Source organism: Actinomadura sp. CNU-125 (assembly GCF_001942465.1).
Classification (GTDB): Bacteria; Actinomycetota; Actinomycetes; order Streptosporangiales; family Streptosporangiaceae; genus Spirillospora.
Map to the genome: position 1 here is coordinate 1 of NZ_MKJY01000044.1, position 22,237 is coordinate 22,237.

Here is a 22,237-nt window from a genome sequence, read left to right on the forward strand (position 1 = left end):
CCCGCGGCGCCCCCGGCCGCGCCGCCGTCGCGCGCCTCGCCGACCAGCCCCCGCCGCCGGGACAGCCCCCGGCCGCGCCCTGATCCGGGGCGACGATCTCAGGGGCGTCCCCGAGCCCGCTCAGGGTCGAGGTCGTCCTTCAGAGTGATGACGGGTGTCCGAGGTACGGCATACCTTGGTGGTATGGGCCGAACAATATTGATGATCCTCGGCGTCGTACTCGGGGTCTGGCTGCTGTTCACCGTGGTCGGCGCCATCCTGTCGATGCTCAAGTTCTTCTTCTTCATCGGGCTCGTCGCGGTGGTCGTCGTGCTCGCCGTCACCCTGGTGTCCAAGATGTCCAGAAGCGGATAAGAAGCAGGACTCCGGTCCCTTGCCGCCGGTCGCCGATGGCCGCATGATTGCGCCGTAAGTGTGCGGTTATCGGCGAAAGGACGTGTCGTGCCTGGTCTGACCGAGAAATTGCGCGAGCGCACGAGCTCGCACCCCGACCGCATCGCCTACATCGCGGGTGACGTGCGGATCAGCTACGCCGACTTCGACCGGCGCGTCGACCGGGCCGCCGCCGCGCTCGCGGGCGCCGCGTCGGCCGCGACGACCGGGTCGCCATCCTCGACAAGAACTCGCTCGAATACGCCGAGCAGCTCTTCGGGGCCGCGCGGATCGGCGCCGTCCAGGTTCCGGTGAACTACCGCCTCGCGCCCGACGAGGTCGCCTACATCGTCAACAACGCGCGTGCGAAGGTGTTCATCGTCGGGCCCGAGTTCGTCCCGGTGCTGGACGCCGTGGCGGGCAAGCTCGAACACACCACCCACACGATCGTCATCGGCGGCGAGGACCACCCCCATCTCGACTACGCCGCCTGGATGGACGCCGCGTCCGAGACGCCGCCGGACGTCGAGATCGCGACGTCCGACGTGTTCGTCCAGCTCTACTCGTCGGGCACCACGGGCCTGCCCAAGGGCGTGATGCTCACGCACGACAACTTCCTCTCCGGGCTGCCCATGGTGAAGGACGCCTGGGACGTCGACGAGTCGAGCGTCCTCATGGTCGCGATGCCGATGTACCACGTCGCGGGCAACGTCCTCACGGTCTGCGCCGTGCACGAGGGCATCACCGGCGTGATCGCGCGCGAGCCCGACCCGACGCTGATCGCCCGCGCGATCGAGGCGCACCGGGTGACGCACGTCTTCCTCGTCCCGGTCCTGCTGCAGTTCATGCAGTTGATCCCCGAGGTGGCCGAGGCCGACCTGTCCAGCCTGCGGCTGCTGCTGTACGGCGCGTCGCCGATCAGCGAGGACGTCCTGCGCGGCGCCATGCGGATGCTGCCGAACAGCGCGTTCATGCAGGTCTACGGCCTGACCGAGACCACCGGCGCGATCACCATGCTGCCGCCCGAGGACCACGACCCGGACGGCCCGAACACGCACCGGCTGCGCAGCGCGGGGCTGCCGAACGCGGTCACCGAACTCAAGATCGTCGACCCGGCCACGGGGAACGAGCAGCCGGTCGGCGAGGTCGGCGAGATCCTGTGCCGCACCCCGCAGAACATGCAGGGCTACTGGGAGATGCCCGAGGCGACGTCCTCCGCGCTGCCCGAGGGCGGCTGGTTCCGCACCGGCGACGTCGGCTACCTCGACGAGGACGGCTACCTCTACATGCACGACCGGGTCAAGGACATGATCATCTCGGGTGGGGAGAACATCTACCCCGCCGAGATCGAGAACGTGCTGATGAGCCACCCGGACATCACCGACTGCGCGGTCATCGGCGTCCCGCACGAGAAGTGGGGCGAGACGCCGAAGGCCATCGTCGTCATGTCCGCGGACGTCCCCGAGCAGGCCGTCATCGACTTCTGCCGGGAACGTCTCGCGCACTTCAAGTGCCCGTCCTCGGTCGAGCGCCGCGACGAGATCCCCCGGAACCCGACCGGCAAGATCCTCAAGCGCGACCTGCGCGCCCCCTACTGGGAGGGCCACGACCGGGCGGTCCACTAGTCAGCCGGACGCCTCCGCGAGCGCGCGGCGCGCGAGCGCGGCGAGGTGCACGGGGCACCGCCAGCGTTCGGGCCCCGGCCCGATCTGCCCGTTGACGGTCGGGCCGAGGAAGGCGCGGTCCTCCGGGTGCTCGACGGGCACCCGGAAGCGCGGGAAGCCGTGGACCGCCGGGATCAACTGGGCGAACTCGGACGCCGAGTAGATCCCGGCGTCCCCGACGGTGTGCCCGCCGGTGTGGCCGCACTCCGGCGGGGCCGCCGCCACGACCGCGGCCAGCGCCTCCGCGAACACGTCCGCGGCGCCGGGGAGCCCCGCGTACCAGTGGGGGTGCCGGGCCGCGTGGACGACCGACAGGGCGAGCGCCGCACGCTCCCGGTCGTCCGCCGCACCGGCCGTCAGGCGGCGCGCACACCAGACGGCCGGGGACGACTCCGGCGTCGGGCCCGCGTTGTGGAAGCGGACGTCGCGGGCGACCCGGTCGATCCGAAGCGCCCCGTCCTCGTCGAGGAACAGTGCGTCCAGGTCCGCGTCGGCGCGCGGGCCGAACCGTCCGGCGACGTCGCGCCGCAACTCGTCCGCCGCGCGGAAGGCGAGTTCGCGCAGGCGAGCGGGGCAGGAGACCGCCTCCGCCGTCTCGGCCGAGACCGGCCGGGCCTCGACCTCGGCGTCGGTGTAGTCCGGGTCCCAGAGCTTCGCCGCGGCGACGAGCGTCTCCTCGGGGTCGAGCGCGGGATGCTCCCCGGCGTGCGCGCAGGTAGCGTCCCGGCGCACCCGATGCGCCTCCGAGAACGCCTCGACCAACTCGTCCCGGACGGCACGTTCCAGCACGTCGTCGCTCATCGAGTACGTGTACGCGTCCGACAACGCCAGCACGAGCCCCGCGCTCTCGGGACCGTCCGGACGAGCGCGCAACCTGCGCGCGCACCACAGCAGGTATCCGCGATGGTCGTTGTCGGGATCGTCGTCGAACGGAGGCTCCCGGCGCACCACCTCGAACAGGCTGCGGAGCAGCCACTTCGGCCTGATGGCGCGGCCCCGCCGGTAGTCGGTGAAGAGGGCGTTGTGATGGTGGTGGGTGAAGTCGAGGAAGACATCGGGAGTGTCCTTGAGCTCGGGCGAGTAGATCCCCTCCTCCGCCCGGGCGATCTCCCCGTCCTCGGCGAGCAGCTCGTCCATGAGCACGACGCTCTTGCTCGCGAGCCCGGACAGGTTCCTCGGGCAGGACCAGAGTTCCGCCTCCGCGCTTCGCCCGGCCTCCTCTGCCAGATCCTCCATCGCGTAGAGCACGTCCTCCGAGGAGTACTCGGAGCCGAAGGGGTGGGCGGCGTCGCCGTGCGGGCACGGCGGTTCCCCCAGCTTCGCCGCCACGGCCTCCAGGGACGTGCGCACGTCCCTGACGAGGCGGCGGCTCTGCGACCGGAAGCACAGGTACGGGACGGTCGCGACCAGCCCGAGCACCGGAAGCGACGGATCCCACTCGTCGATCGACTTCGCGGCGGTCTCGGCGTCCGCGGCGAGCCCTTCGATGACCTGGAACGGGTCGTCGTAAGGGTAGTCGTGAACGACGCCGCCGATGCTCCGGATCTTCCTTTCGATGTCGTCGCCCTCGTCTTCCCAGTAGTGCGCCATCAGGCGTTCACCTCCGCGAGCGCGAGGCGCGCGACGGCGGCGAGGTGCACGGGGCACCGCCAGCGGTCGCGCCGTTCCCCTCCTCGTCCCGGTAGATGTTCGGACGGACGAAGGGGCGCCGTTCGGGGTTCGTGGGCGGTGGCTGGTAGCGCAGCGAGTCGAACAGCACCGGGATCAGCTGCCCGATCACGGGCGCTCCGTAGGACGCGACGTCGCCGGCGGTGTGCCCGTCGGTGTGGCCGCACTCTCCGGGGTCGGCGGCCGTGACCGCGGTGAGCGCCTCGGCGAGGACGTCGACGGCGCCCGGCAGGTCGGCGTACCAGTGCGGATGCCCGGCCGCGTGCGCCACCGCGAGCACCAGCGCGGCGCGTTCCCGGGGGTCAGCGACGCCGGCCAGGACGCGGCGGGCGCACCAGACGGCGGGGGACGTCTCCGGGTCCGGCCCCGCGTTGTGGAAGCGGACGTCGCGGGCGACGCGGTCGGCCCGCAGGGTCCCGTCCTCGTCGAGGAACCGGGCGTCGAGGTCGGCTCCGGCGGACGGGCCGAACCGTCCGGCCACGTCGCGGCGCAGTTCGGTCGCGGCGCGCAGCGCGATGTCCCGCAGGTGCGCGGGGCAGCCGACCGCCTCGACCGTCTCGGCCGAGACCGGCCGGGCCTCGACCTCCTCGTCGGTGTAGTCCGGGACCCACAGCTTCGCCGCGGCGACGAGCGTCTCCTCCGGGTCGAGCGCGGGATGCTCCCCGGCGTGCGCGCAAGTCGCGTCCCGGCGCACCCGATGCGCCTCCGAGAACGCCTCGACCAACTCGTCCCGGACGGCACGTTCCGGCACGTCGTCGCTCATCGCGTACGTGTACGCGTCCGACAACGCCAGCACCAGGCCCGCGGCGGTCGGGCCGTCGGGGCGCGCGCGCAACTCGCGCGCCGTCCACAGGAGGAGCCCGCGATAGTCGTCCTCGGGCCGTTCCCACGGGGCTTGGCGCCGCACCACCCGGAACAGCGGCCGGATCAGCCACTTGGGGTAGATGGGGCGCTCGCGCTCGTTCTTGGTGATGAGGATCGTGTGGCGCCCGTTCACATGCCCGAAGAAGACGTCCGGAATGTCCTTGAGTTCCGGCGAGTAGACGCCCTCGCCCGCCCGCGCCACCTCGCCGTCCTCGGCGAGCATCCGCTCCAGTTCCCATCTGCCGTCGTCCGCCAGGGCGGCCAGGTTCTTCGGGCAGTTCCAGCGTTCCCGCTCGTCCTCGTCGAGGTCGACCTCGTCCTCGTCGGTGACCGCCAGCTCTTCCATCGCGTTCAGGAGGAAGTCCGGGCTCGCCCCGGAGTCGCCGGGGTGTTCGCCGTCGCCGTGCGGGCACGGCAGCCCGCCGAGATCGGCCGCGACCGTTATCAAGGCCTCGCGCACCCGCGCGTTCAGCGCCGCGTCCGTTGACCGCCAGCAGAGGTAGGGCACCACCGCGACCAAGCCCAGCACGGGCAGCGTCGGGATGTGGTCCGCAGCGGACTTCGCGGCGTCCACGGCGTCCGACGTGAGCACGGAGATGTCATCGAGGGGTTCCCCGAGGGGGTAGTCGCTGACGATGCCGCTGACGTCCCGGATCTCGCGGTCGATGTTCCGCCCTGCGGCGGTCCAGTAATGCTCCATGGGGGATCGGACGCGCCGATGATCATGCGGGTTCCCGCGTTCCGGGCGGGTCAGCGGAAGCGGACGGCCGCCGAAAGGGGGCGGTGGTCGGACGACTTCTCGGGATCGCCCGGAACCCCGCAGGACACGCTCGCCGACTTCGACATGAAGATGAAGTCGTTCTTCTCGACGGCGGTGCCGCGCCAGTCCTGCAGCGTCTCGTCGCCGGTCCGGGCCGTGCCGGGGCCCTGGTCGCACTCGTTGTAGGCGTCGTAGAGGGGGTCGAGGGCCGCGCTCTTCGGCCCGTCCGCGAGGTCGCCGCCGATGACGACGCGGCCCGGCCCGGCGAAGTCCGCGAGGGCCCCGGCCTGCTTCGTCCGCCACTCGCCGGACGGGTCCCCGGCGGACGGCGTGAACTGCGTGACGCACACGCGGGCGCTCCACGCGCCGACGTCGCCGCACAGCGCGATGCGTCCGGCGCCCTCCGGGGCGGGCAGCTTCTTCGTCTCCGTCGCGGCGAGCGGGGACTCGGTGCCGATGGCGAGGCCGAGCCGTCCCTGGTCGTCCGCGCACTCCGCGGCGTCCGGGTACGCGGCGAACTTCCAGGTCCACGCGTCGAGGTCGGCCGCCTTCCGGAGCGTCTCGACCTGCCCGCCGCAGACCTCCTGCAGCAGGACGGTGTTGGGTTCGACCTCGCGCCCGCCGATGACCGTCCCCTCCGCGCGTTCGGCGATGCGGTCGGCGAGCTCGTCCGGACGGTCGCCGAGCGGGCAGCCGGGGTCCGTCTCGCCGCACACGTTCCACGTCACCGCGTTCACCGTCGCGGACGCGACCTCGCGCGCCGCGCTGTCGGCGTGGGCGGGGCCGCCGCCGGGGACGCCGTTGATCGCGGCTCCCGCGCCGGCGATCGTGACGACGACGGCGGCGGCGGACACCGACAGCAGGGGAATCAGGGCGCGGGGGGTACGCACACGTGCTCCATGTGGGGAACTCTGCGGGGGGTGTGACGTCGGAATCTCACCACATCAAGATCGCGACCGCCACCGGTTCCCGGTGACTAGGTCCCGCAATATATGACATTTCAAGCACATGTCATATGTCCGAAACCCACTTAACGTGTCGTTCCCCGGGCCGGGCCCGTGCCGTACGGCACGGGCCCGCCGCCCGTCAGTCGAGCAGTTCCACGACGCTCCCGGCGCCGACCGTCCGGCCGCCCTCGCGGATCGCGAAGCCCAGCCCGGCGGTCATCGCGACCGGCTTGCCCAGGTCGACGACCATCTCGACGTCGTCGCCCGGCAGCGCCATGCCGCCCTCGCCGAGGTCGACGCCGCCGACCACGTCGGTGGTGCGGAAGTGGAACTGCGGCCGGTACCCGTGGAAGAACGGTCGGCTCCGGCCGCCCTCCGCCGCGGTCAGCACCCGCACCCGCGCACGGAACCGCAGGTGCGGCCGGATCGAACCCGGCGCGCTGACGACCTGGCCGCGCCGCACGTCCGTCCGCTGGACGCCGCGCAGCAGGATCGCCGTGTTGTCCCCGGCCTCCGCGTGCTCCATCGACTGCCCGAAGGTCTCCAGGCCGGTGACGACGGACGTCAGCGTCCGCTCGTCCAGCCCGACGACCTCGACCTCGTCGCGCAGCCGGATCGCGCCCTGCGCCACCACGCCCGTCACGACGGTGCCGCGCCCGGTGATCGACAGGACGTTCTCGACCGGCATCAGGAACGGCCGGTCGAGCACCCGCTCGGGCACCGGGACGTACGCGTCGATCGCGTCGAGCAGGTCACCGATCCGGGCCGTCCAGTACGGGTCGCCCTCCAGCGCCCGCAGCCCCGACACCCGCACGACCGGGACGTCCTCGCCCGGGAACCCGTACTCCGACAGCAGCTCCCGGACCTCCAGCTCGACGAGGTCGAGCAGCTCGGCGTCCTCGACCGTGTCGGCCTTGTTCAGCGCCACCACGATGTGCCGGACCCCGACCTGACGGGCGAGCACGATGTGCTCGCGGGTCTGCGGCATCGCACCGTCCTGCGCCGACACGACCAGCACGGCCCCGTCGATCTGCGCCGCACCGGTGATCATGTTCTTCACGTAGTCGGCGTGCCCGGGCATGTCGACGTGGGCGTAGTGCCTGGTCGCGGTCGAGTAGTGCACGTGCGCGACGTTGATCGTGATGCCGCGGTCGCGCTCCTCGGGGGCTCTGTCGATGCCCGCGAACGGGACGGCCGACGCGAGCCCGCGCGCCGCGAGCACCTTCGTGATCGCGGCGGTCAGGGTGGTCTTGCCGTGGTCGACGTGCCCCATCGTGCCGATGTTCAGGTGGGGCTTGTCCCGCTCGAAGATCTGCTTGGCCATGATTCCGTCCTCACTCCTGGCTGGAACGTGAGAACCCGCGCGGACGCCGCTCGTCCACGCGTCTCGCTCCACCCCCCTCCGCTGGTTCTCCGGAAGCGGGGCGGAGAGGGGTCAGCTTCGCAGGCCGTCGTCGGCCGCTGCTGCCGCTGCCACGAAGGAGGCAGCCGGCACCGCGCTCAGCAGAACGGTGTCTGCGAGCGTCCGGGTGCCAGCTGCGAAGAACATGCTCCGGACATTACGGGGCCTTCCGCCCGGCGTCGATCGATTTTCCGCGCCCCACGTTCAGCAGCACGACGCCGAGGGCGGCGCCCGCGAACTGGCAGGCGGCGATCGCGAGGATCAGGCCGTCCGCGCCGAGCGCACCGGCGGACACGGCGGTCAGCGCGGCGCCCAGCGCGGACGCGCCGATCTTCAGGCTGCCCGCGGTCGTGTTGACCTGGCCGAGCCGCTCCGGCGGCGCCTCCCGCTGCCGCAGCATCAGCGTCGCCGCGAACACCGGCCCCTCGGACAGCCCCGCCAGGACGAACGCGGCCGTCGCCCACGCCACCGACGGGGCCACCGCGACCGCCGCCAGCGACGCGCCGAACCCGACGAGCCCCGCGACCATCACCGGTTCGGCGTGCCGCGGCGTCAGCAACCGGCTCGACGCCAGCGAACCGATCAACGACCCCACCGCCATCGCCACCAGCAGCCGCCCGCCCGCGCTCGGCTCCGCCCCCAGCTCCCCCGCGACCAGGACGGCCGTCACCGCGACACCGCCGAACCCGAGCCACGCGATGGTCGTCGCCACCGTCAGCGCCCGCAGCACCCGCCCCCGCACCAGGACGACCACGAGCCGGTGACGATCGACGACACGCGCGGCGCCCCGTCCGGCCGCTCCGGCGGCGGGCGGAACGGCAGGAACGGCAGCGCGCACAGCCCGACGACCCCCGCCACGACGATCGCCGCGCCCGAGTACGCGCCGCCCGCGACGGACGCCACGCCCGCCGCGAGCCCGGGACCCGCGATCGCCGCCAGGTTGTAGCTCGACGCCTCCAGCCCGTACGCGCGCGACAGCCGCTCCGCCGGGACGAACCGGGGCAGCAGGCTCGTCAGCGCCACCACGATCGGCTCCGTGCAGCCGATCACCGCCGCGACGGCCAGCGCGAGGACGAGCGGCGACCGTCCGGCCGTCGCCAGCAGCACGGCCGACGCGGCGGCGTACCCGGCGGCCAGGAGCAGGGCGAGGCGGCGGGGGCGCGCCGTCCGGTCGAGGACGTGGCCGATCACCGGCCCGCTGAGGACGTACGGGAGCGTCATCGCGGTCTGCAGGAACCCGGCGGTCGCGGCGTCGCCCGTCCGGGCCTGGACGGTCAGCACCACGGCCGTCGCGACGCCCTCCGCGGACACCCGCAGCAGCGTGGCCGCGGACAGATGGACGCCGATCATGCTCCGCAGTGTGCCCCGGGCGAACGACCTCGGAAAACCCGGATCTAGACTGCGAGTGTGACGGAGACGACAGCGCACGGGCACCGGGTCACCAGTGAGGTCGGGCGGCTGCGGACCGTCCTGCTGCATCGGCCCGGCGCCGAACTGAAGCGGCTCACCCCGCGCAACAACGACAAACTCCTGTTCGACGGCATCCCGTGGGCCGGACGCGCGCAGGATGAGCACGACGCGTTCGCGGAGGCCCTCCGCTCCCGCGACGTCGAGGTCCTGTACGTCACCGAGCTGCTGCAGGACGCGCTGGAGTACGACGCCGCGCGCGAGCAGGCGATCGCCGACGCGGTCGTCGACCTGCGGCTCGGCGACCAGCTCCGCCGCGTCGTCGAGGGGTACCTGCGCGACCTCGACCCCGAGAACCTCGCGCACACGCTGATCGCGGGCCTGGCGCACGAGGAGCTGAAAACCGGGCACGGCCTGGTCTACCGGCTGCTCGACCGGCAGGACTTCATCGTCGACCCGCTGCCCAACCTGCTGTTCACCCGCGACCAGAGCGTCTGGATCGGCGACCGGGTCGCGGTGACGAGCCTCGCGACGGACGCGCGGCGCCGCGAGGCCGACCTCGTCGGCCTCCTCTACGCGCACCACCCGCGCTTCGCGGGCGTCCGGCCGGTGTACGGACCGTCCCTCGAACACCTGGAGGGCGGCGACGTCCTGCTGCTGTGCCCCGGCGTCGTCGCGGTCGGGACGGGCGAGCGGACCACCCCGGCGGGCGCGGAGCGGCTCGCGCGGCAGGTGATCGGCGCGGGCCTCGCCCGGACCGTCCTCGCCGTCCCCATCGCGCAGGAACGCGCCACCATGCACCTGGACACCGTCTGCACGATGGTGGACACCGACACCGTCGTCATGTACCCGCCGGTCGCGCACTCGCTCGTCGCGTACACGGTCACGCTGGACGGCGGCGACCTGCGGGTACAAGAGCCCCGCCCGTTCCTGGAGGCCGCCGCCGCGGCGATGGGCCTCGACCGGCTCAAGGTCATCGACACCGGCCTCGACCCCGTCACCGCCGAACGGGAGCAGTGGGACGACGGCAACAACACGCTCGCCGTCGCGCCCCGGCTGTGCGTCGCCTACGAGCGCAACATCGAGACGAACGCGCAGCTGGAGGCCGCGGGCATCGAGGTCATCCGGATCAGCGGCAGCGAACTCGGCTCGGGTCGCGGCGGTCCCCGCTGCATGTCCTGCCCGATCCTGCGCGAGGCCCCGTGACCGTCAGGCGGGAGCCGGTGAACGCGGCCCGCAGCCGCCGGTCGTGCGTCACGATGACCAGCGCGCCCCGGTAGGCGGCCAACGCCTCCTCCAGCTGCTCCACGAGCATCGGCGACAGGTGGTTGGTCGGCTCGTCCAGCAGCAGGACGTCCACCGGCTCGCTGACCAGCCGCGCCAGCTCGATCCGGCGCCGCTGCCCGTAGGACAGCCCGCCCACGCGCAGGCCCAGCTCGGACGGCCGGAACAGCCCGAGCGCCAGCAGCGCGTCCGCGTGGTCGTCCAGGGAGCCCGGACGTCCGTGCGCGAAGGCCCGCAGGACGGTGCGGTCCGCCGGGCCCGCCGAACCGTCCTGCCGGAGGAGCCCGACCCGTCCGGTGCGCCGCACCGCGCCCTCGTCCGGGCGCAGCTCCCCGGCGAGCACTCGCATCAGCGTGGTCTTGCCCGCCCCGTTCGGGCCGGTGACCAGCAGCCGTTCCCCGGCGCGCAGGGCCAGCGAGACGGGCCGGAGCCGCCCCGCGACGGCCACGCCGTCGACCGCGACCACCTCCCCGTCCGCGTCCGCCGTGGTCAGCGCGGGGGTGAAGCGCAGCGGCTCGGGCGGCGGCGGGGCCGGATGGTCGGCGAGCCACCGCAGCCGCTGCCGCGACTGCCGGATCCGCCCGGCGGCGCCGTGCGCCCGCGAGCGCGCCCGCCAGGCGCCGGTGCCCATGCCGGCCTGCGTCATCTTGCGCGGGATCGCCACCAGCCGTCCGGCGTTGGCGGTCACGAGCGCGGCGTGCCGATCCTGTTCGACCTTCCACTCCTCGTGCGCGCGCGCCTGCGCGGCACGCTCGGCGGCCTTCGCCGCGAGGTACCCCGCGTACCCGTCGCCGTACCGGCGCACCCGTCCGCCCTCGACCTCCAGGACGGCCGTGGTGACGCGTTCGAGGAACGTCCGGTCGTGCGTGATCGCCACGACCGTCCCCCGGTGGGTGCGGAGCCGCCGTTCGAGCCAGGCCACGGCCCGGTCGTCCAGGTCGTTCGTCGGCTCGTCGAGCAGCAGCAACTCGGGATCGGACGCCAGCGTGGCGGCCAGGACGAGCCGCGAACGTTCGCCGCCCGACAGCGTCCCCAGGGCGCGGTCCCGATCGAGTCCGGGCAGCCCGAGCGCGTGCAGTGCGGCGTCCACCCGGGCGTCGGCCTCGTACCCGTCCCGCGCCTCGAACTCCGCGACCAGCTCCGCGTACCCGTCCATGTCCTCGCCGAGCGCTCGTTCGGCCTCGCGCATCCGGGCCTCCAGCCCGCGAAGATCGGCCAGGGCCAGGTCGATCGCCCCGCCGACCGTCGCGTCCGGCGGCAGTTCGAGCGACTGCGGCAGGTACCCGACGCCGCCGGGCGCGACCACCACGACGTCCCCGTTGTCCGCCCGCTCGCGCCCGCCATCAACCGGAGGAGGGTCGACTTGCCCGACCCGTTGTCCCCGATCACTCCCACACGTTCGCCGGGCTTCACCACCACCGAAGTTCGATCCAGCACGACGCGATCACCGAACCGCTTGGTGACCTCGGCAAGAGCCAGTTGAGTACGCAGAAGCCCACCTCCCAAACAAGACGAGACGTTCCGTCTCGCCCCTTCAGTATGCGAACACCCGACCACAAAGTCAAGACGAACCGTCTCGTCTAGAGAAAGAACCCCAGCCCTAACCCCAGCCAGGAGCGGACCGAAACCACTGCGATTGCGAGCGAAGCCGGATTCGAGCGAAGCGAGAATCCGATCGCGCAGCGAGCCCTGGGCGAGTCGGAGCGATGCAGCAATCGCCGCGACGTCCGTTGAAGGAAGGCCGCCTCGCGGCCTGACGCCGAGGATGGCGCAGAGAGTATGGAGCTCGGGCGGTGTCGACGGGGGCACGACAGCGCCCGAGCTTGGGAGGACACTACAAGGTTCGGTGGCGGCCGCGACAGGCGGGGGGTGTACTTTTCAACTATCCCGCCGCGGCGGGGCCGCGCGTCAGGCCGGGAAGGCCCTGGTCCTCGGGACTCCGTTGCGGGTCCCGTCGCAGAAGTCTTCGGTCGACGGCTCGTCGAAGAGGTCCGGGAAGGCGGACAGGTCGGGCATGACGACGTGCTCGCCGGTGGTCGAGGCGACGCCGCTCAGTTCGCCCGTCCGGGGTGCCCGCAGGACGGCCCAGACCGTGGTGGCGCCTTCCTCGTGGCGCACTCCCCAGCCTTCGGAGAGGGCCTCGACGATGCCGAGCCCCCGTCCGCCGAGCGAGGAGAGCGTCCCCGGGCCGCGGCGCGGTTCGGTCATGGCGCCGCCGTCGCTGACCTCCAGTTCGAGGACGTCGCCGCTGTACAGCCAGCGGACCTTGACCTGGCCGGACGGCAGTGGGCGCGCGTGCCGCAGCGCGTTGCTGATGAGTTCGCTCACGATGACGCTGGCATCGTCCACGACGGCTTCGTAGACGCCCGATTCCGCCAGCTCTGAGCTGAGGCGCTTACGGGCGACCGCGACGCTGGACGGCGCGTGTGGCAGCAGTACGACGCTCGACGCCCTCACCTCCCCGTCGTTTCGCTTGCTCGGACCGATCCCGCCGGCGCTCTTCCGGTACGACCGGAATGCCCTGTTGACAATGTCCGGAAACCCGGACGCTCCAGTTTGCCACCTGCACAACGAGTCACCGGCCCTCCGGTCACGGTGATCACCCCCGGTTGCGGTGTTCGACGGCGTCTCCCATGGAATCTCGTCACCAACTGTGGCCAAGAAAGATCTATCCACCCACCGCCGCCTTACTCATCAGAACCGTGTTATCTGCGTCGCCCTCGGGTCCGGCGGGTGGCCGGCGCCGGAACTCCCACTGATCGAAACCCTGCCAGGCGACGAGATCGGCGGCGGTGGGGAACACGCCGACCTCACCCGGCAGGTCGCACGCGTCTGTCGTCACGGTAAGTAATCGGTCGACGTTTTTTCGCTGGTCAGCGGACGGTCCGCAGGACCAATCGCATGCACGTTCCGGTCCCGCCCGGGGCCGGATGCGCGGAGACCGTACCGTGTTGGGCCTCGGTGAGCCGTTTGACGATGTAGAGGCCGAGACCGATACCGCCGAAGCGGCGGCGGTCGCCCCCGCGCCCTGGACGAACCGTTCGAAGATCCGCTCGTGGTCCTCGGGCGGGATCCCGACGCCCTCGTCCTCGACCGTCACCACGATGCGGGGGCCGTCGGCGCGCGCGCAGACCCGGACGGTGCCGCCGTCCGGGGAGTACTTGAACGCGTTCTCCATGAGCTGCCCGAGGACGATGTCGGTCGCCATCGGGTCGCCGTGCGCGGCCGGGAGGCCGGGGGCGATCTCCAGCTCGACGCGGTGCTTCGCCGACAGGGACCGGAATCCGGCCACGACGCCCTCGACGACGCGGCGGAGGTCGAACGTCTCGACGGTGACGGCCAGCTCGTCGCGTCCGGCGCGGGAACCGAGCAGCAGGTGCTCGACGAGGCGGCCGAGCGACTGCGCGCGTTCGGCGATGGTGGCGACGGCGGCGCGCCGGTCCGGGTCGCGCAGCTCGTCCCACCGGTTGACCAGCGTGGACGCGAACCCCTGGACGACGGTGATCGGGGTGCGCAGCTCGTGGCTGGTGGTGGCGAGGAACAGGTCCTTCGCCTCCTCCAGGGCCTTGGCCTCGGACACGTCGCGGAAGTCGAGGACCAGTTCGCCGGTCTCCTCGATCTCGGCGGTCAGCACGTTCAGCCACGTGCCCGATTCGAGCTGGTACGTCAGGTTCTCGCCGAGCGCGGGCATCTCGAACGGCAGCGGGCGCCCGATCGCGTCGTCCGGCGGGATCCCGGTGATCGCGTGCGCGGCCGGGTTCCACTGCCGGACGACCAGGCCGTGGTCCAGGACGGCGATGCCGTCGGCGCTCGAATCGATCACGGCGCGCTCGTGCGCCCGCTGCCGGACGACCTCCGCGTACGCGACCGCGTTGCCGACGGCGACGCCCGCGTGCCCGGCGAGGAGTTCGAGCAGTTCGAGCTCCATGTGCCCCACCTTGCGGCCGGAGAACAGGGCGTAGAGGGCGCCGAACGGCTTGTCCTTCACGAACGACAGCCCGAGCGCGATCGTGTGCAGCCCCTCCAGCTCCGCCCAGATCAGGTCGCCGAGCCGCCGGTCCCCCGTCGCGAGCTTGATCGTCTTGCCGGAGCGCAGCAGCTCGCCGACCAGGCTCGGCCGCAGCTCCGCCGACGTCCCGCGCATCCGCTCGGGCAGCCCGGACATGCTGACCAGCCGCAGCCGGTCGCCCTCGATCCGGACGAACCCGCCCGCGTCCGCGCCGGTCAGCTCGATCAGCGCGGCGGTGATCCGGTCGAGGACGACCGCGAGATCGAGTTCGGCGTTCAGGTCGGCGACGATGTCGTTCAGCCGCCGCACCAGCCGCGCCCGCTCCGTCATGTGGTGCTGGACGATCTCGTCGTCCTCCACCGGGTGGTACACGCCGACCCAGCCGAGCAGCGTCCCGGACGGGTCCTTCAGCAGGCTCGTGTCGATGCGGACGTCGATCAGCCGCCCGTCCCGGTGGAACCGCCGGGTCGCGATCGAGATCTGCCCGCCGTCCCCGTCCCGCCTGGTCAGGAGCCGTTCCTGGACGGCGTTGTGCTCGGCCTTCAGTTCGTCGGGGACGATCGGCGGCACGCGTCCGACCATCTCCTCGGCCGTCCAGCCGAACATCCGCTCGGCCGCCGGGTTCCACACGGTGACGCGGTGCTTGCCGTCCACGGCCACGATCGCGTCCGCGGCGCTCTCGATGACCGCCCGCGCGATCGGGTCGTGGACGTGGTGATGCACGCCTGTCATCGTGCCACCGGACCCGTTGCCGCGCCGGGGAACCGCAACGGAAAAGTTCCCACTCTTCACGCGGCGGCAACGGAAGAACGCCACGTCAGCGAGGTGCGCCGCGCGAAACCGCCGACCGGCCGACGGCCAGCGCGGCCGCGCCCGCGAGCAGGAACGACAGCAGCGACGCGCTCATCCAGCTCTGCGGCGCGAAGTGCAGCAGTTCCCGGACGTCCGTCCAGAAGTCGGCCCAGCCGCCCACCGTGCCCGGATTGATCAGCTGGTAGCCGACGAAGCCGATCACCCACGCGGCGACCATGCCCCAGCGCGACGGCGCGGTGGCCGAGCCGTCCCAGCCGTCCCGGCCGCGGCCGAGGAAGAAGTCGGCGGCCAGCACGCCCAGCATCGGGACGAACACCGAGCCGATCAGCGACAGGAAGCCCGCGTAGTCGCCGATGTTCAGGACGAGCGCCAGCACGGTGATCAGCGCGCCGAGCGCGATCGTCAGGACGCGGCGGTCCGCGCGGGGCGCGAGGTTCTGGATCGACACCGCCGTGGAGTACACGTTCGCGAACGACTGGTCCGCCTCGCGCAGCACGAACACGCCGAAGAACAGCACGCCCAGCGGGACCGCGAGGAACGGGTCGAACACGTTGCCGGTCGTCCCGGCGAGCGCCAGCGCGAGCAGCCCGAGGACGTACGCGACGATCTGCGTGACCGAGTATCCGGCGGCGGCCGCGCCGAACGCCCCGCGCTCGCTGCGCGCGTGCCGGGTGTAGTCGGCGGCGACCGGCACCCACGAGATCGACACCGCGAGGGCCGCGTCGGCGCCGATCAGGAAGCCGTCCCAGGAGCCCTCGGTCAAATCCGGCAGCGGCTCGCGGATCAGCTGCACGTAGAAGTAGACGAGCGCGACCAGCACCGCCGCCGTCACGTACCGGCGCAGCAGCCGCACCGAGCCGAGCGGCCAGATCGTCAGGACGGTCGTCAGCACCCCGGCCGCGATCACGTACCCCCACCGCGGGATCCCGTCCCACAGGTGCCGCGCCGCGTCCGCGATCACGATCAGCTCGAACGTCCCCCAGCCGATGAGCTGCGCGATGTTCAGCACGGTCGGGACGTACGACAGCCGCGCGCCGAACAGCCCGCGCAGCAGCACCATCGCGGGCCGTCCGGTCCGCGCGCCGGGCACCGCGGCGAGGCCGAGCATGAGGCCGCCGACGACCGTCCCGACGATCATCGCGACGATCCCGGCGGCGATCGACAGCGTCGGCAAGCCGTCCTCGTCCGGCGCCAGCACGGTGTAGGCGCCGGAGAAGGCGAGCAGGCTGACCCCGAGGTTGGCCCAGAACGCGCTCTGGTCCCAGAACCCGAGCACCTTCGGCGCCGGCTCGTCCAGGGTGTACGGGACCTCGTCGACGGCGGACGCCATGGAACACACTCCCTACGCCGGCATTACCCGGACAGGTTCATGCGGTCGGCGCCGCCATCGGGTGCGCCCTCTCAGCCCGGCCTCAGGCCCGAGCTCCCGCGGAAATCGGTCGGGGAGATGGTACAACCCCCCAAACCGGGTCAAGCCACGTAGGGCTCCCCCTCACCTTCGCCGGCCATCGGGCGGCCCGCCTCGGACCACGCCTTCATCCCGCCGTCGACGTTCTTGGCCAGCCAGCCGGCCTGGTTCAGCGCCACGGTCACCTGCGCGGACCGCGCCCCGGACCGGCAGATCACGAACACCTCGCGGTCGCGGGGGATCTCCGCCGCGCGATCGCTGAGCCGGCCCATCGGGATGTGGACGGCCTCGGGCGCGTGTCCCGCGTCCCACTCGTCCTGTTCCCGCACGTCGAGCAGATAGGCGTCCTGCGGAACCTCGGTGGCCGGCACGGCCGGCACGTCGTCCCCGAAAATCATCACTCCTCCATGGAACCGCGCGGAACCCCGCCGCGTCGAATCACGCATGCGGTATCGGACGCCCTTCCTCGCCGCGTCCGGGCTGGCTCTGATCCTTTCACTGGCCGGTTGCGGCGACGAAAGCACCACGAGCAATTCCGCCGACGGCAGTGCCACCGTGCAGCCGTCCGACTCCCCTGAGGAGACCCTCACGATCAAGGTCAAGGCCTCCGCGGAGGCCCCCGCCAAGACCTGGACGCTCACCTGCGACCCGCCCGGCGGCTCCCACCCGAAGGCCGCGGCGGCCTGCACGGCGCTCGCCGCGAAGCAGGACCCGTTCAAGCCCGTCACGAGCAAGATGTGCACGAAGATCTACGGCGGCCCCGCCACCGCCACCGTCCAGGGCACCTGGCGGGAGAAGAAGATCGACGCCGAGTTCTCGCGCAAGGACGGCTGCGAGCTCAACCGCTGGACGGAGGTCGCCCCGCTCTTCGGCGACGTGCCGAAAATTCGCTAGCCGGACATTTCCTCCCGAAGATCGTTTCTAGAGCCGGTAGTGTTCGATCTTCGGGAGGGCAGAGCGATGGCCGACGAGCAGGTAGAGATCCCCGAGAACGTGCCGACCTCGGCGCGGACGTACGGGTGGATGCTGGGCGGCAAGGACAACTTCGAAGTCGACCGCCGGTTCACCATCGGGATGCTCGAACAGTTCCACTCCGGCGTGGACATCACCCGGGAGAACCGCCGGTTCCTCTACCGTGCCGTCCGGTACATGACCGAAGAGGCCGGTATCCGGCAGTTCCTCGACATGGGCTGCGGGCTGCCGACCAACGACAACGTGCACCAGGTCGCCCAGCGCCTCGCCCCCGAGTCCCGCGTCGTCTACGTGGACAACGACCCGATCGTCCTCGCGCACGGCCGCGCCCTCCTCGCCACCGACGACAGCACGACCATGATCCAGGCCGACTTCCGCGACCAGGACGCGCTCCTCGCCGAACCCGCCCTGCAGCGCCTGATCGACTTCGACGAACCCCTCGGCCTGCTCTTCCTCTCGGTCGGCCACCACCTGACGGACGACGACGCCCCGCGCCGCGTCCTCGGCGAGATCATCGGCCGTGCCGTCCCCGGCAGCCACCTCGCGTTCAGCCAGATGGTCTGCGACCCCGACGAGCAGCGCGCCGCGATGAACGCGGGCTTCACGCCGCGGGCATGCCCATGCAGTTGCGCTCCCTGCAAGAGGTCGAGGACATCCTCCCCGACTTGCCCCGCGTCGACCCCGGCCTGGGCAACGTCAAGGACTGGCGCCCCGATCCCGACCAGCCCGCCCTCGCACCCGTCCCCGCCGAACTCCAGAAGTACGTGGGCCGCTCGACGATGGAGCCCGCCATCCACGAATACGGCGGCATCCTCCGCAAGCCCTGAGAAATCGGCAACGATTCGGTTACGGAGCGTCGGGTTGATCTTGTCGGCGTAGGGGAAATTTCCTAGATTCCCCGACATCGGGGCCCGCCTTTCGTCCTGCCGTCGCCCGCCACCGACTCGAGATCCGAGCCGGCGGGCACGGCCGTCCTCTCATGAGGAGGCCCCATGTCCGAGGTCAAACGACGCGACCTGCTGGCCGGTGCCGCGGCCTTCGCCGGGTTCGCGACCGTCGGCCTGCTCCCCGGAACGGCCACCGCCGCGACCCGGCGGCGCCCCGGCGCCGCCCTGCCCCCCTCCCTCACCGTCGGCGACCGGGCCGTGGTCGCCCGCGTCGACGCCCGCAGGGCGCTGCGGCACCTGCGGGTGCTCAGCGACGAGATCGGCTGGCGCATCGCCGGCACCCGCTCCGAGCACCGCGCCGCCCGCTACATCGCCGGGGTCCTGCGCGACCTCGGCTACGACGTCGAACTCCAGCCCTTCCCGGTCGCCGACAAGTACCTGGCGGAGATCCGCGCCCGGGGCGAGCGGCTCTGGCAGTGCAGCGCCTCCCCGCAGGGCGCCGTCGCCGCCGCGGACGGCACGGTCGTGGACGCCGGCCGCACCACCGAGGTCACGAGCGACGCACGCGGCAAGCTCGTCCTGTTCGACCGCGTGACCGACAAGGAGACCGACCAGGCCAAAGCCGCGGCCGCGGCAGGAGCCGAGGCGGTGCTCATCGTCAACGCCCGCTCGGAGACCTACCCCGAACGCAAACCCGGCTCCTTCACCCCGAACCTGACGGAAACCGTCACGATCCCGGTGCTGGGCCTGGCCGAGTACCACGGCGAGCGGATCCGCGCGGGCGCCCGCCGGCTGTCCTTCGAGGTCACCCACCACTCCGGGCTGACCTCGTACAACGTCCTGGCCGAGCGGAAGTCGTCGCTGCCCAACCCCGATGGCAAGGCCGTCATCGTCAGCGCGCACTACGACAGCGTCCCCGGGTCGCCCGGCGCCAACGACGACGGCAGCGGAACCGTCCTGTGCCTGGAACTGGCGCGCGTCCTGCGGCGCCTGCCCACCCAGCAGGCGATCCGCATCTGCCTGTGGGGCTCGGAGGAGTACGGCCTGATCGGTGCCCGGCACTACGTGAAGGGGCTCGACGAGACGGGCGTCGCACAGATCACCGGCTGCTTCCAGAACGACATGGTCGCCACCAGCCACCCGCCCGCGGGCACGTACTGGCTGCTGTCCGTGGACGGAGCGGACAACACCACCACCACGGCGGTGAACGCCGCCGCCCGCCGCCTCGGCTACGCCGACCAGGCCGAGGGCCCGACCGCCCGCGGCTCCAGCGACCACGAAGCCTTCTACGAGCGCGGGATCCCCGCGGGCAACTTCAGCTGGCGCGGCGGCGAGGCGCCCAGCCGGCTCGAACCGATCTACCACACCCCCGAGGACACGATCGCGCAGAACATCAGCCTGCAGCGCCTCCAGGTCTCCCTCGAACTGATCGGCTGCGCCGCCTACGACGTGGCCCGCCGCAAGTGATCCGGCCGCCGCCCGGCCCCGGCCGGGCGGCGGCCCGTCGGACGGCTCGCGGCGGCACGGCGTCGGACGCCGCGAGGCACCGGACTTCCGGGCACGTGCTAGTACCGCTGCGCGTACCAGGTCGGCCGCTCGCCGAACATGCCCTTGAAGTCGCGGATGAAGTGGCCCTGGTCGGCGTAGCCGAGGTCCGCCGCCAGCGCCGCCCAGTCGATCGTCCCGCCGGCGGCCATGCGTGCGGTCACCTCGTGCAGGCGGTAACGGCGGATCACCCACTTGGGGCCGATGCCGACGTACTCCGCGAAAAGCCGCTGCACTCCCCGTACGCTCAGCCCCAGCTCACCGGCGAGGTGTTCGACCCTGGTCACGGCCTTGTCCTCGGCGATCATCTCGACGGAGGCCATCGCCCGACTCGCCCGGGGGTCGTCGTCCGGCAGGTGCCTCAGCAGGAACGCGTCCACGGTCGGCACGTCGAGCGTCGTCGGCAGGTCCGGTCCGAACACCTCGGTCGCCGGGACGACGCGGTCGGTGATCGTCGAGACGGACGCACCGAGGAACGGGCGGAAGCGGCCCGGCCGGAACGCGACGCCGAAGGCGTGGTCGCGCCCTTCGAGGACCTTGATCTGGTAGCCGCTGCACACGCCGTTGACGTACGCGCGGCCGCCGCCGAACGACAGGTGCACGTTCGGGTACGGCACGATCTTCTGCCGGTAGGGCTCGGCGTAGTCCCAGCGGGCCTCCCAGTACCGCTCCACCCATGGCGCGAGCGCCGGAGACGGGCTGTGGAACGTGTGGCGCTGGTACCTGGTCCACGCACTCCGCAGCTCACGAACGTCCCGCTCCACGCGGCAGAGTGTATGTCGCCTTTGTTCAATACCCCTCCCGCCCGGGCCGCCTAGCGTCGCTGCCATGTCGCATCTGTCCAATGCCGCCGCGGCCGTGGCCGCGGTCGCCCGCACCATCACCGACGACCAGCTCGCCGACAAGACTCCGTGCACGGAGTACGACGTGCGGGCACTGATCAACCACCTGCTGTTCTGGGGCCCGTCGCTCGCCGGCGGCGGCCGCAAGGAGTCCGTCCCGCAGCCCGCGGCCGCCGAGTCCGATGTCGACCTGGCGGCCGGCGACTGGCGTGGCAGCCTGCTCGCCCTGCTGGACGACATCACGTCGTCGTGGGCGCCGCCGAGCGCCTGGGAGGGCGAGACGAGCATGGGCACTCCGCACATGCTGCCCGCGCCCGTCCTGGGCGACATGATCGTCGGCGAGCTGGCCTTGCACGGCTGGGACCTCGCGGTCGCGACCGGGCAGCGGCTGGAACTGCCCGCCGACCTGCTGACGCATCTGCACGACGCGGTGTTCGCCAACGTGGAGCAGGGGCGGGAGATGGGCATGTACGGGCCGGAGGTCGCGGTACCGGCCGACGCCCCCCTTCTCGACCGCATCCTCGGCCTGACCGGCCGTGACCCCGCCTGGGCGTAGCGAGTCCCGAAGTCGGGTCTGGAACGCGCGTCTGAGAGTCTCGACCGTCCGCCGGGCCGGACGGTCGAGACGGACCGCCGGGGGTCGCCGATCGGCGATCGGCGCGGCGCCGAGTTGATGGAGGCGGTTCCGGCCGGGCCGAGCGGCAAATGCCTCGCCTCGGGGCCGGACGCGACAGCATCATGATGCCCATGCACATCGCGGCCTGCCGCCAAGACGATCTGGATGCTCTGGAAGAGCGCCTGCCGTCCCCAGGCGCCGCCTCCCACCATGCTCGGCGGTTCGCCCGGCAGAACGCGGGAACCAGCACGCTCCTGGTGGCCTGGCTGGACGGCCGGCCGCCGGACGGAGCTGCGAGCTTCGGCGTTCAGTTGGGGCCGCAGGCGCAGGCGGTTCCGGCCGTGGCCGGTTCGCCGGGCTCGGCGCTCCTGCCGAGGGTGTCGGCGTCGGCCTTGACCGTGTAGACCTCCCACGGCTCGGTGCCGGGGGCGGTGACCCACACCTTGTCCTGGAGCGCGTAGCAGCAGGACGTGTCGTTCTCCTCGAACGTGGCGAGATCGGCGTCGGCGAGGCGGGTCGCGGCGGCGGCGACCTCGTCGGTGGTCTCGACCTCGACGCCGAGGTGGTCCAGGCGGGTCGGCTCGTCCTCGGTTCCTTCGAGGAGGACGAGCTTGAGCGGCGGGGTCGCGATGGCGAAGTTGGCGTAGCCGGGCCGCACCTTGGCGGGCTCGGTGCCGAACAGCTTGGAGTAGAACGCGATCGACGCGTCGAGGTCGGCGACGCGCAGTGCGAGCTGGACACGGGCCATGACAGCCTCCCTGTATCGAAGTTTCTCTA

20 protein-coding genes, 2 pseudogenes and 1 riboswitch are annotated in these 22,237 nt (G+C 72.0%); of the genes and pseudogenes, 8 read left to right on the forward strand and 14 right to left on the reverse strand.

From position 1 onward, the window contains the following. Positions 1-201: 201 nt before the first annotated feature. From BJF79_RS57040 to BJF79_RS06430, 3 genes are all read left to right on the forward strand, one after another. A complete protein-coding gene (locus tag BJF79_RS57040; RefSeq protein WP_187356965.1) occupies positions 202-354 on the forward strand; it encodes a hypothetical protein in 153 nt (50 codons plus the stop codon). An 87-nt stretch (positions 355-441) separates the two neighbouring features. Beyond that, positions 442-687 (forward strand): hypothetical protein, encoded by a 246-nt coding sequence (locus tag BJF79_RS58705; RefSeq protein WP_262401619.1) that lies wholly within the window; start codon positions 442-444, stop codon positions 685-687. Beyond that, on the forward strand, positions 609-1,997 hold the full coding sequence (locus BJF79_RS06430; RefSeq protein ID WP_262401629.1) for a long-chain-fatty-acid--CoA ligase: 1,389 nt from the start codon (positions 609-611) through the stop codon (positions 1,995-1,997). The genes BJF79_RS58705 and BJF79_RS06430 overlap by 79 nt, the downstream gene beginning before the upstream one ends. Here BJF79_RS06430 and BJF79_RS06435 read toward each other — a convergent pair whose 3' ends face one another. The 6 genes from BJF79_RS06435 to BJF79_RS06460 all read right to left on the reverse strand — a co-directional run bounded on the left by BJF79_RS06435 (position 1,998) and on the right by BJF79_RS06460 (position 9,027). Further along, a complete protein-coding gene (locus BJF79_RS06435) occupies positions 1,998-3,626 on the reverse strand; it encodes a hypothetical protein (protein WP_075895451.1) in 1,629 nt (542 codons plus the stop codon). 7 nt (positions 3,627-3,633) lie between these two features. After that, entirely contained in the window at positions 3,634-5,268 is a 1,635-nt protein-coding gene (locus tag BJF79_RS06440; protein ID WP_075895452.1) for a hypothetical protein, read from the reverse strand. Between the two features lie 50 nt (positions 5,269-5,318). Continuing rightward, positions 5,319-6,218 (reverse strand): endonuclease/exonuclease/phosphatase family protein, encoded by a 900-nt coding sequence (locus tag BJF79_RS06445; protein WP_075895453.1) that lies wholly within the window; start codon positions 6,216-6,218, stop codon positions 5,319-5,321. A 196-nt stretch (positions 6,219-6,414) separates the two neighbouring features. Further along, entirely contained in the window at positions 6,415-7,599 is a 1,185-nt protein-coding gene (gene tuf / locus BJF79_RS06450; protein WP_075895454.1) for an elongation factor Tu, read from the reverse strand. 235 nt (positions 7,600-7,834) lie between these two features. After that, positions 7,835-8,419: an MFS transporter gene (locus BJF79_RS06455; protein WP_262401620.1), complete on the reverse strand. Its 585-nt coding sequence runs from the start codon at positions 8,417-8,419 to the stop codon at positions 7,835-7,837. After that, a complete protein-coding gene (locus BJF79_RS06460; protein WP_075895456.1) occupies positions 8,392-9,027 on the reverse strand; it encodes an MFS transporter in 636 nt (211 codons plus the stop codon). Before BJF79_RS06460 ends, BJF79_RS06455 begins: the two co-directional genes overlap by 28 nt. Before the next feature lie 57 nt (positions 9,028-9,084). Here BJF79_RS06460 and BJF79_RS06465 point away from each other — a divergent pair, with 57 nt between their 5' ends. Beyond that, positions 9,085-10,290, forward strand: a complete 1,206-nt coding sequence (locus BJF79_RS06465; RefSeq protein WP_075895457.1) for an arginine deiminase — start codon at positions 9,085-9,087, stop codon at positions 10,288-10,290. Here BJF79_RS06465 and BJF79_RS66555 read toward each other — a convergent pair. From BJF79_RS66555 to BJF79_RS06490, 6 genes and pseudogenes are all read right to left on the reverse strand, one after another. Continuing rightward, positions 10,214-11,014, reverse strand: coding sequence for an ATP-binding cassette domain-containing protein (locus tag BJF79_RS66555; protein WP_410050058.1), 801 nt, complete (start codon positions 11,012-11,014; stop codon positions 10,214-10,216). The two genes, BJF79_RS06465 and BJF79_RS66555, sit on opposite strands and share 77 nt — an antisense overlap. A 354-nt stretch (positions 11,015-11,368) precedes the next feature. After that, a pseudogene (locus BJF79_RS66560) lies at positions 11,369-12,177 on the reverse strand (ATP-binding cassette domain-containing protein); the annotation flags it as partial. 99 nt (positions 12,178-12,276) lie between these two features. After that, positions 12,277-12,825, reverse strand: coding sequence for an ATP-binding protein (locus BJF79_RS06475; protein ID WP_075895458.1), 549 nt, complete (start codon positions 12,823-12,825; stop codon positions 12,277-12,279). 416 nt (positions 12,826-13,241) lie between these two features. Further along, a pseudogene (locus tag BJF79_RS06480) lies at positions 13,242-15,109 on the reverse strand (PAS domain-containing protein). A gap of 85 nt (positions 15,110-15,194) precedes the next feature. After that, on the reverse strand, positions 15,195-16,520 hold the full coding sequence (locus BJF79_RS06485) for a purine-cytosine permease family protein (RefSeq protein ID WP_075895459.1): 1,326 nt from the start codon (positions 16,518-16,520) through the stop codon (positions 15,195-15,197). Continuing rightward, a riboswitch (TPP riboswitch) is annotated at positions 16,513-16,630 on the reverse strand. Its footprint overlaps the gene before it by 8 nt. Positions 16,631-16,660: 30 nt before the next feature. After that, the gene (locus BJF79_RS06490) at positions 16,661-16,993 is read right to left on the reverse strand and encodes a rhodanese-like domain-containing protein (RefSeq protein WP_075895515.1); all 333 of its coding nucleotides are present in this window, start codon (positions 16,991-16,993) and stop codon (positions 16,661-16,663) included. A 49-nt stretch (positions 16,994-17,042) separates the two neighbouring features. Between BJF79_RS06490 and BJF79_RS06495 the strand changes: the two genes are divergently transcribed. The 3 genes from BJF79_RS06495 (at position 17,043) to BJF79_RS06505 (ending at position 19,924) form a co-directional block, all read left to right on the forward strand. Beyond that, positions 17,043-17,492: an SSI family serine proteinase inhibitor gene (locus BJF79_RS06495; RefSeq protein ID WP_075895460.1), complete on the forward strand. Its 450-nt coding sequence runs from the start codon at positions 17,043-17,045 to the stop codon at positions 17,490-17,492. Positions 17,493-17,558: 66 nt separating this feature from the next. Beyond that, positions 17,559-18,449 carry an SAM-dependent methyltransferase gene (locus BJF79_RS06500; RefSeq protein ID WP_262401621.1) on the forward strand — a complete coding sequence of 297 codons (891 nt, stop codon included), beginning with the start codon at positions 17,559-17,561 and terminating at the stop codon, positions 18,447-18,449. 113 nt (positions 18,450-18,562) lie between these two features. Further along, positions 18,563-19,924 carry a M20/M25/M40 family metallo-hydrolase gene (locus BJF79_RS06505; protein ID WP_075895461.1) on the forward strand — a complete coding sequence of 454 codons (1,362 nt, stop codon included), beginning with the start codon at positions 18,563-18,565 and terminating at the stop codon, positions 19,922-19,924. A gap of 98 nt (positions 19,925-20,022) precedes the next feature. On the opposite strand, the gene BJF79_RS06510 is transcribed toward BJF79_RS06505, so the two are convergent. Continuing rightward, positions 20,023-20,766, reverse strand: a complete 744-nt coding sequence (locus BJF79_RS06510) for a helix-turn-helix domain-containing protein (protein ID WP_262401622.1) — start codon at positions 20,764-20,766, stop codon at positions 20,023-20,025. Positions 20,767-20,830: 64 nt separating this feature from the next. Here BJF79_RS06510 and BJF79_RS06515 point away from each other — a divergent pair, with 64 nt between their 5' ends. Next, positions 20,831-21,400 carry a TIGR03086 family metal-binding protein gene (locus BJF79_RS06515; RefSeq protein ID WP_075895462.1) on the forward strand — a complete coding sequence of 190 codons (570 nt, stop codon included), beginning with the start codon at positions 20,831-20,833 and terminating at the stop codon, positions 21,398-21,400. Positions 21,401-21,767: 367 nt separating this feature from the next. Here the strand turns inward: BJF79_RS06515 and BJF79_RS06520 are convergent, their stop codons facing one another. After that, positions 21,768-22,208, reverse strand: coding sequence for an ArsI/CadI family heavy metal resistance metalloenzyme (locus BJF79_RS06520; RefSeq protein WP_075895463.1), 441 nt, complete (start codon positions 22,206-22,208; stop codon positions 21,768-21,770). Positions 22,209-22,237 lie beyond the last annotated feature (29 nt).

Bases quoted from the DNA above. Each gene is read 5' to 3' on its own strand.
- BJF79_RS57040 (WP_187356965.1), top strand. From the start codon at position 202: ATGATCCTCGGCGTCGTACTCGGGGTCTGGCTGCTGTTCACCGTGGTC.
- BJF79_RS06435 (WP_075895451.1), bottom strand. From the start codon at position 3,626: ATGGCGCACTACTGGGAAGACGAGGGCGACGACATCGAAAGGAAGATC.
- BJF79_RS06440 (WP_075895452.1), bottom strand. From the start codon at position 5,268: ATGGAGCATTACTGGACCGCCGCAGGGCGGAACATCGACCGCGAGATC.
- tuf (WP_075895454.1), bottom strand. From the start codon at position 7,599: ATGGCCAAGCAGATCTTCGAGCGGGACAAGCCCCACCTGAACATCGGC.
- BJF79_RS06460 (WP_075895456.1), bottom strand. From the start codon at position 9,027: ATGATCGGCGTCCATCTGTCCGCGGCCACGCTGCTGCGGGTGTCCGCG.
- BJF79_RS66555 (WP_410050058.1), bottom strand. From the start codon at position 11,014: ATGACGCAGGCCGGCATGGGCACCGGCGCCTGGCGGGCGCGCTCGCGG.
- BJF79_RS06485 (WP_075895459.1), bottom strand. From the start codon at position 16,520: ATGGCGTCCGCCGTCGACGAGGTCCCGTACACCCTGGACGAGCCGGCG.
- BJF79_RS06495 (WP_075895460.1), top strand. From the start codon at position 17,043: ATGCGGTATCGGACGCCCTTCCTCGCCGCGTCCGGGCTGGCTCTGATC.
- BJF79_RS06500 (WP_262401621.1), top strand. From the start codon at position 17,559: ATGGCCGACGAGCAGGTAGAGATCCCCGAGAACGTGCCGACCTCGGCG.
- BJF79_RS06505 (WP_075895461.1), top strand. From the start codon at position 18,563: ATGTCCGAGGTCAAACGACGCGACCTGCTGGCCGGTGCCGCGGCCTTC.
- BJF79_RS06515 (WP_075895462.1), top strand. From the start codon at position 20,831: ATGTCGCATCTGTCCAATGCCGCCGCGGCCGTGGCCGCGGTCGCCCGC.
- BJF79_RS06520 (WP_075895463.1), bottom strand. From the start codon at position 22,208: ATGGCCCGTGTCCAGCTCGCACTGCGCGTCGCCGACCTCGACGCGTCG.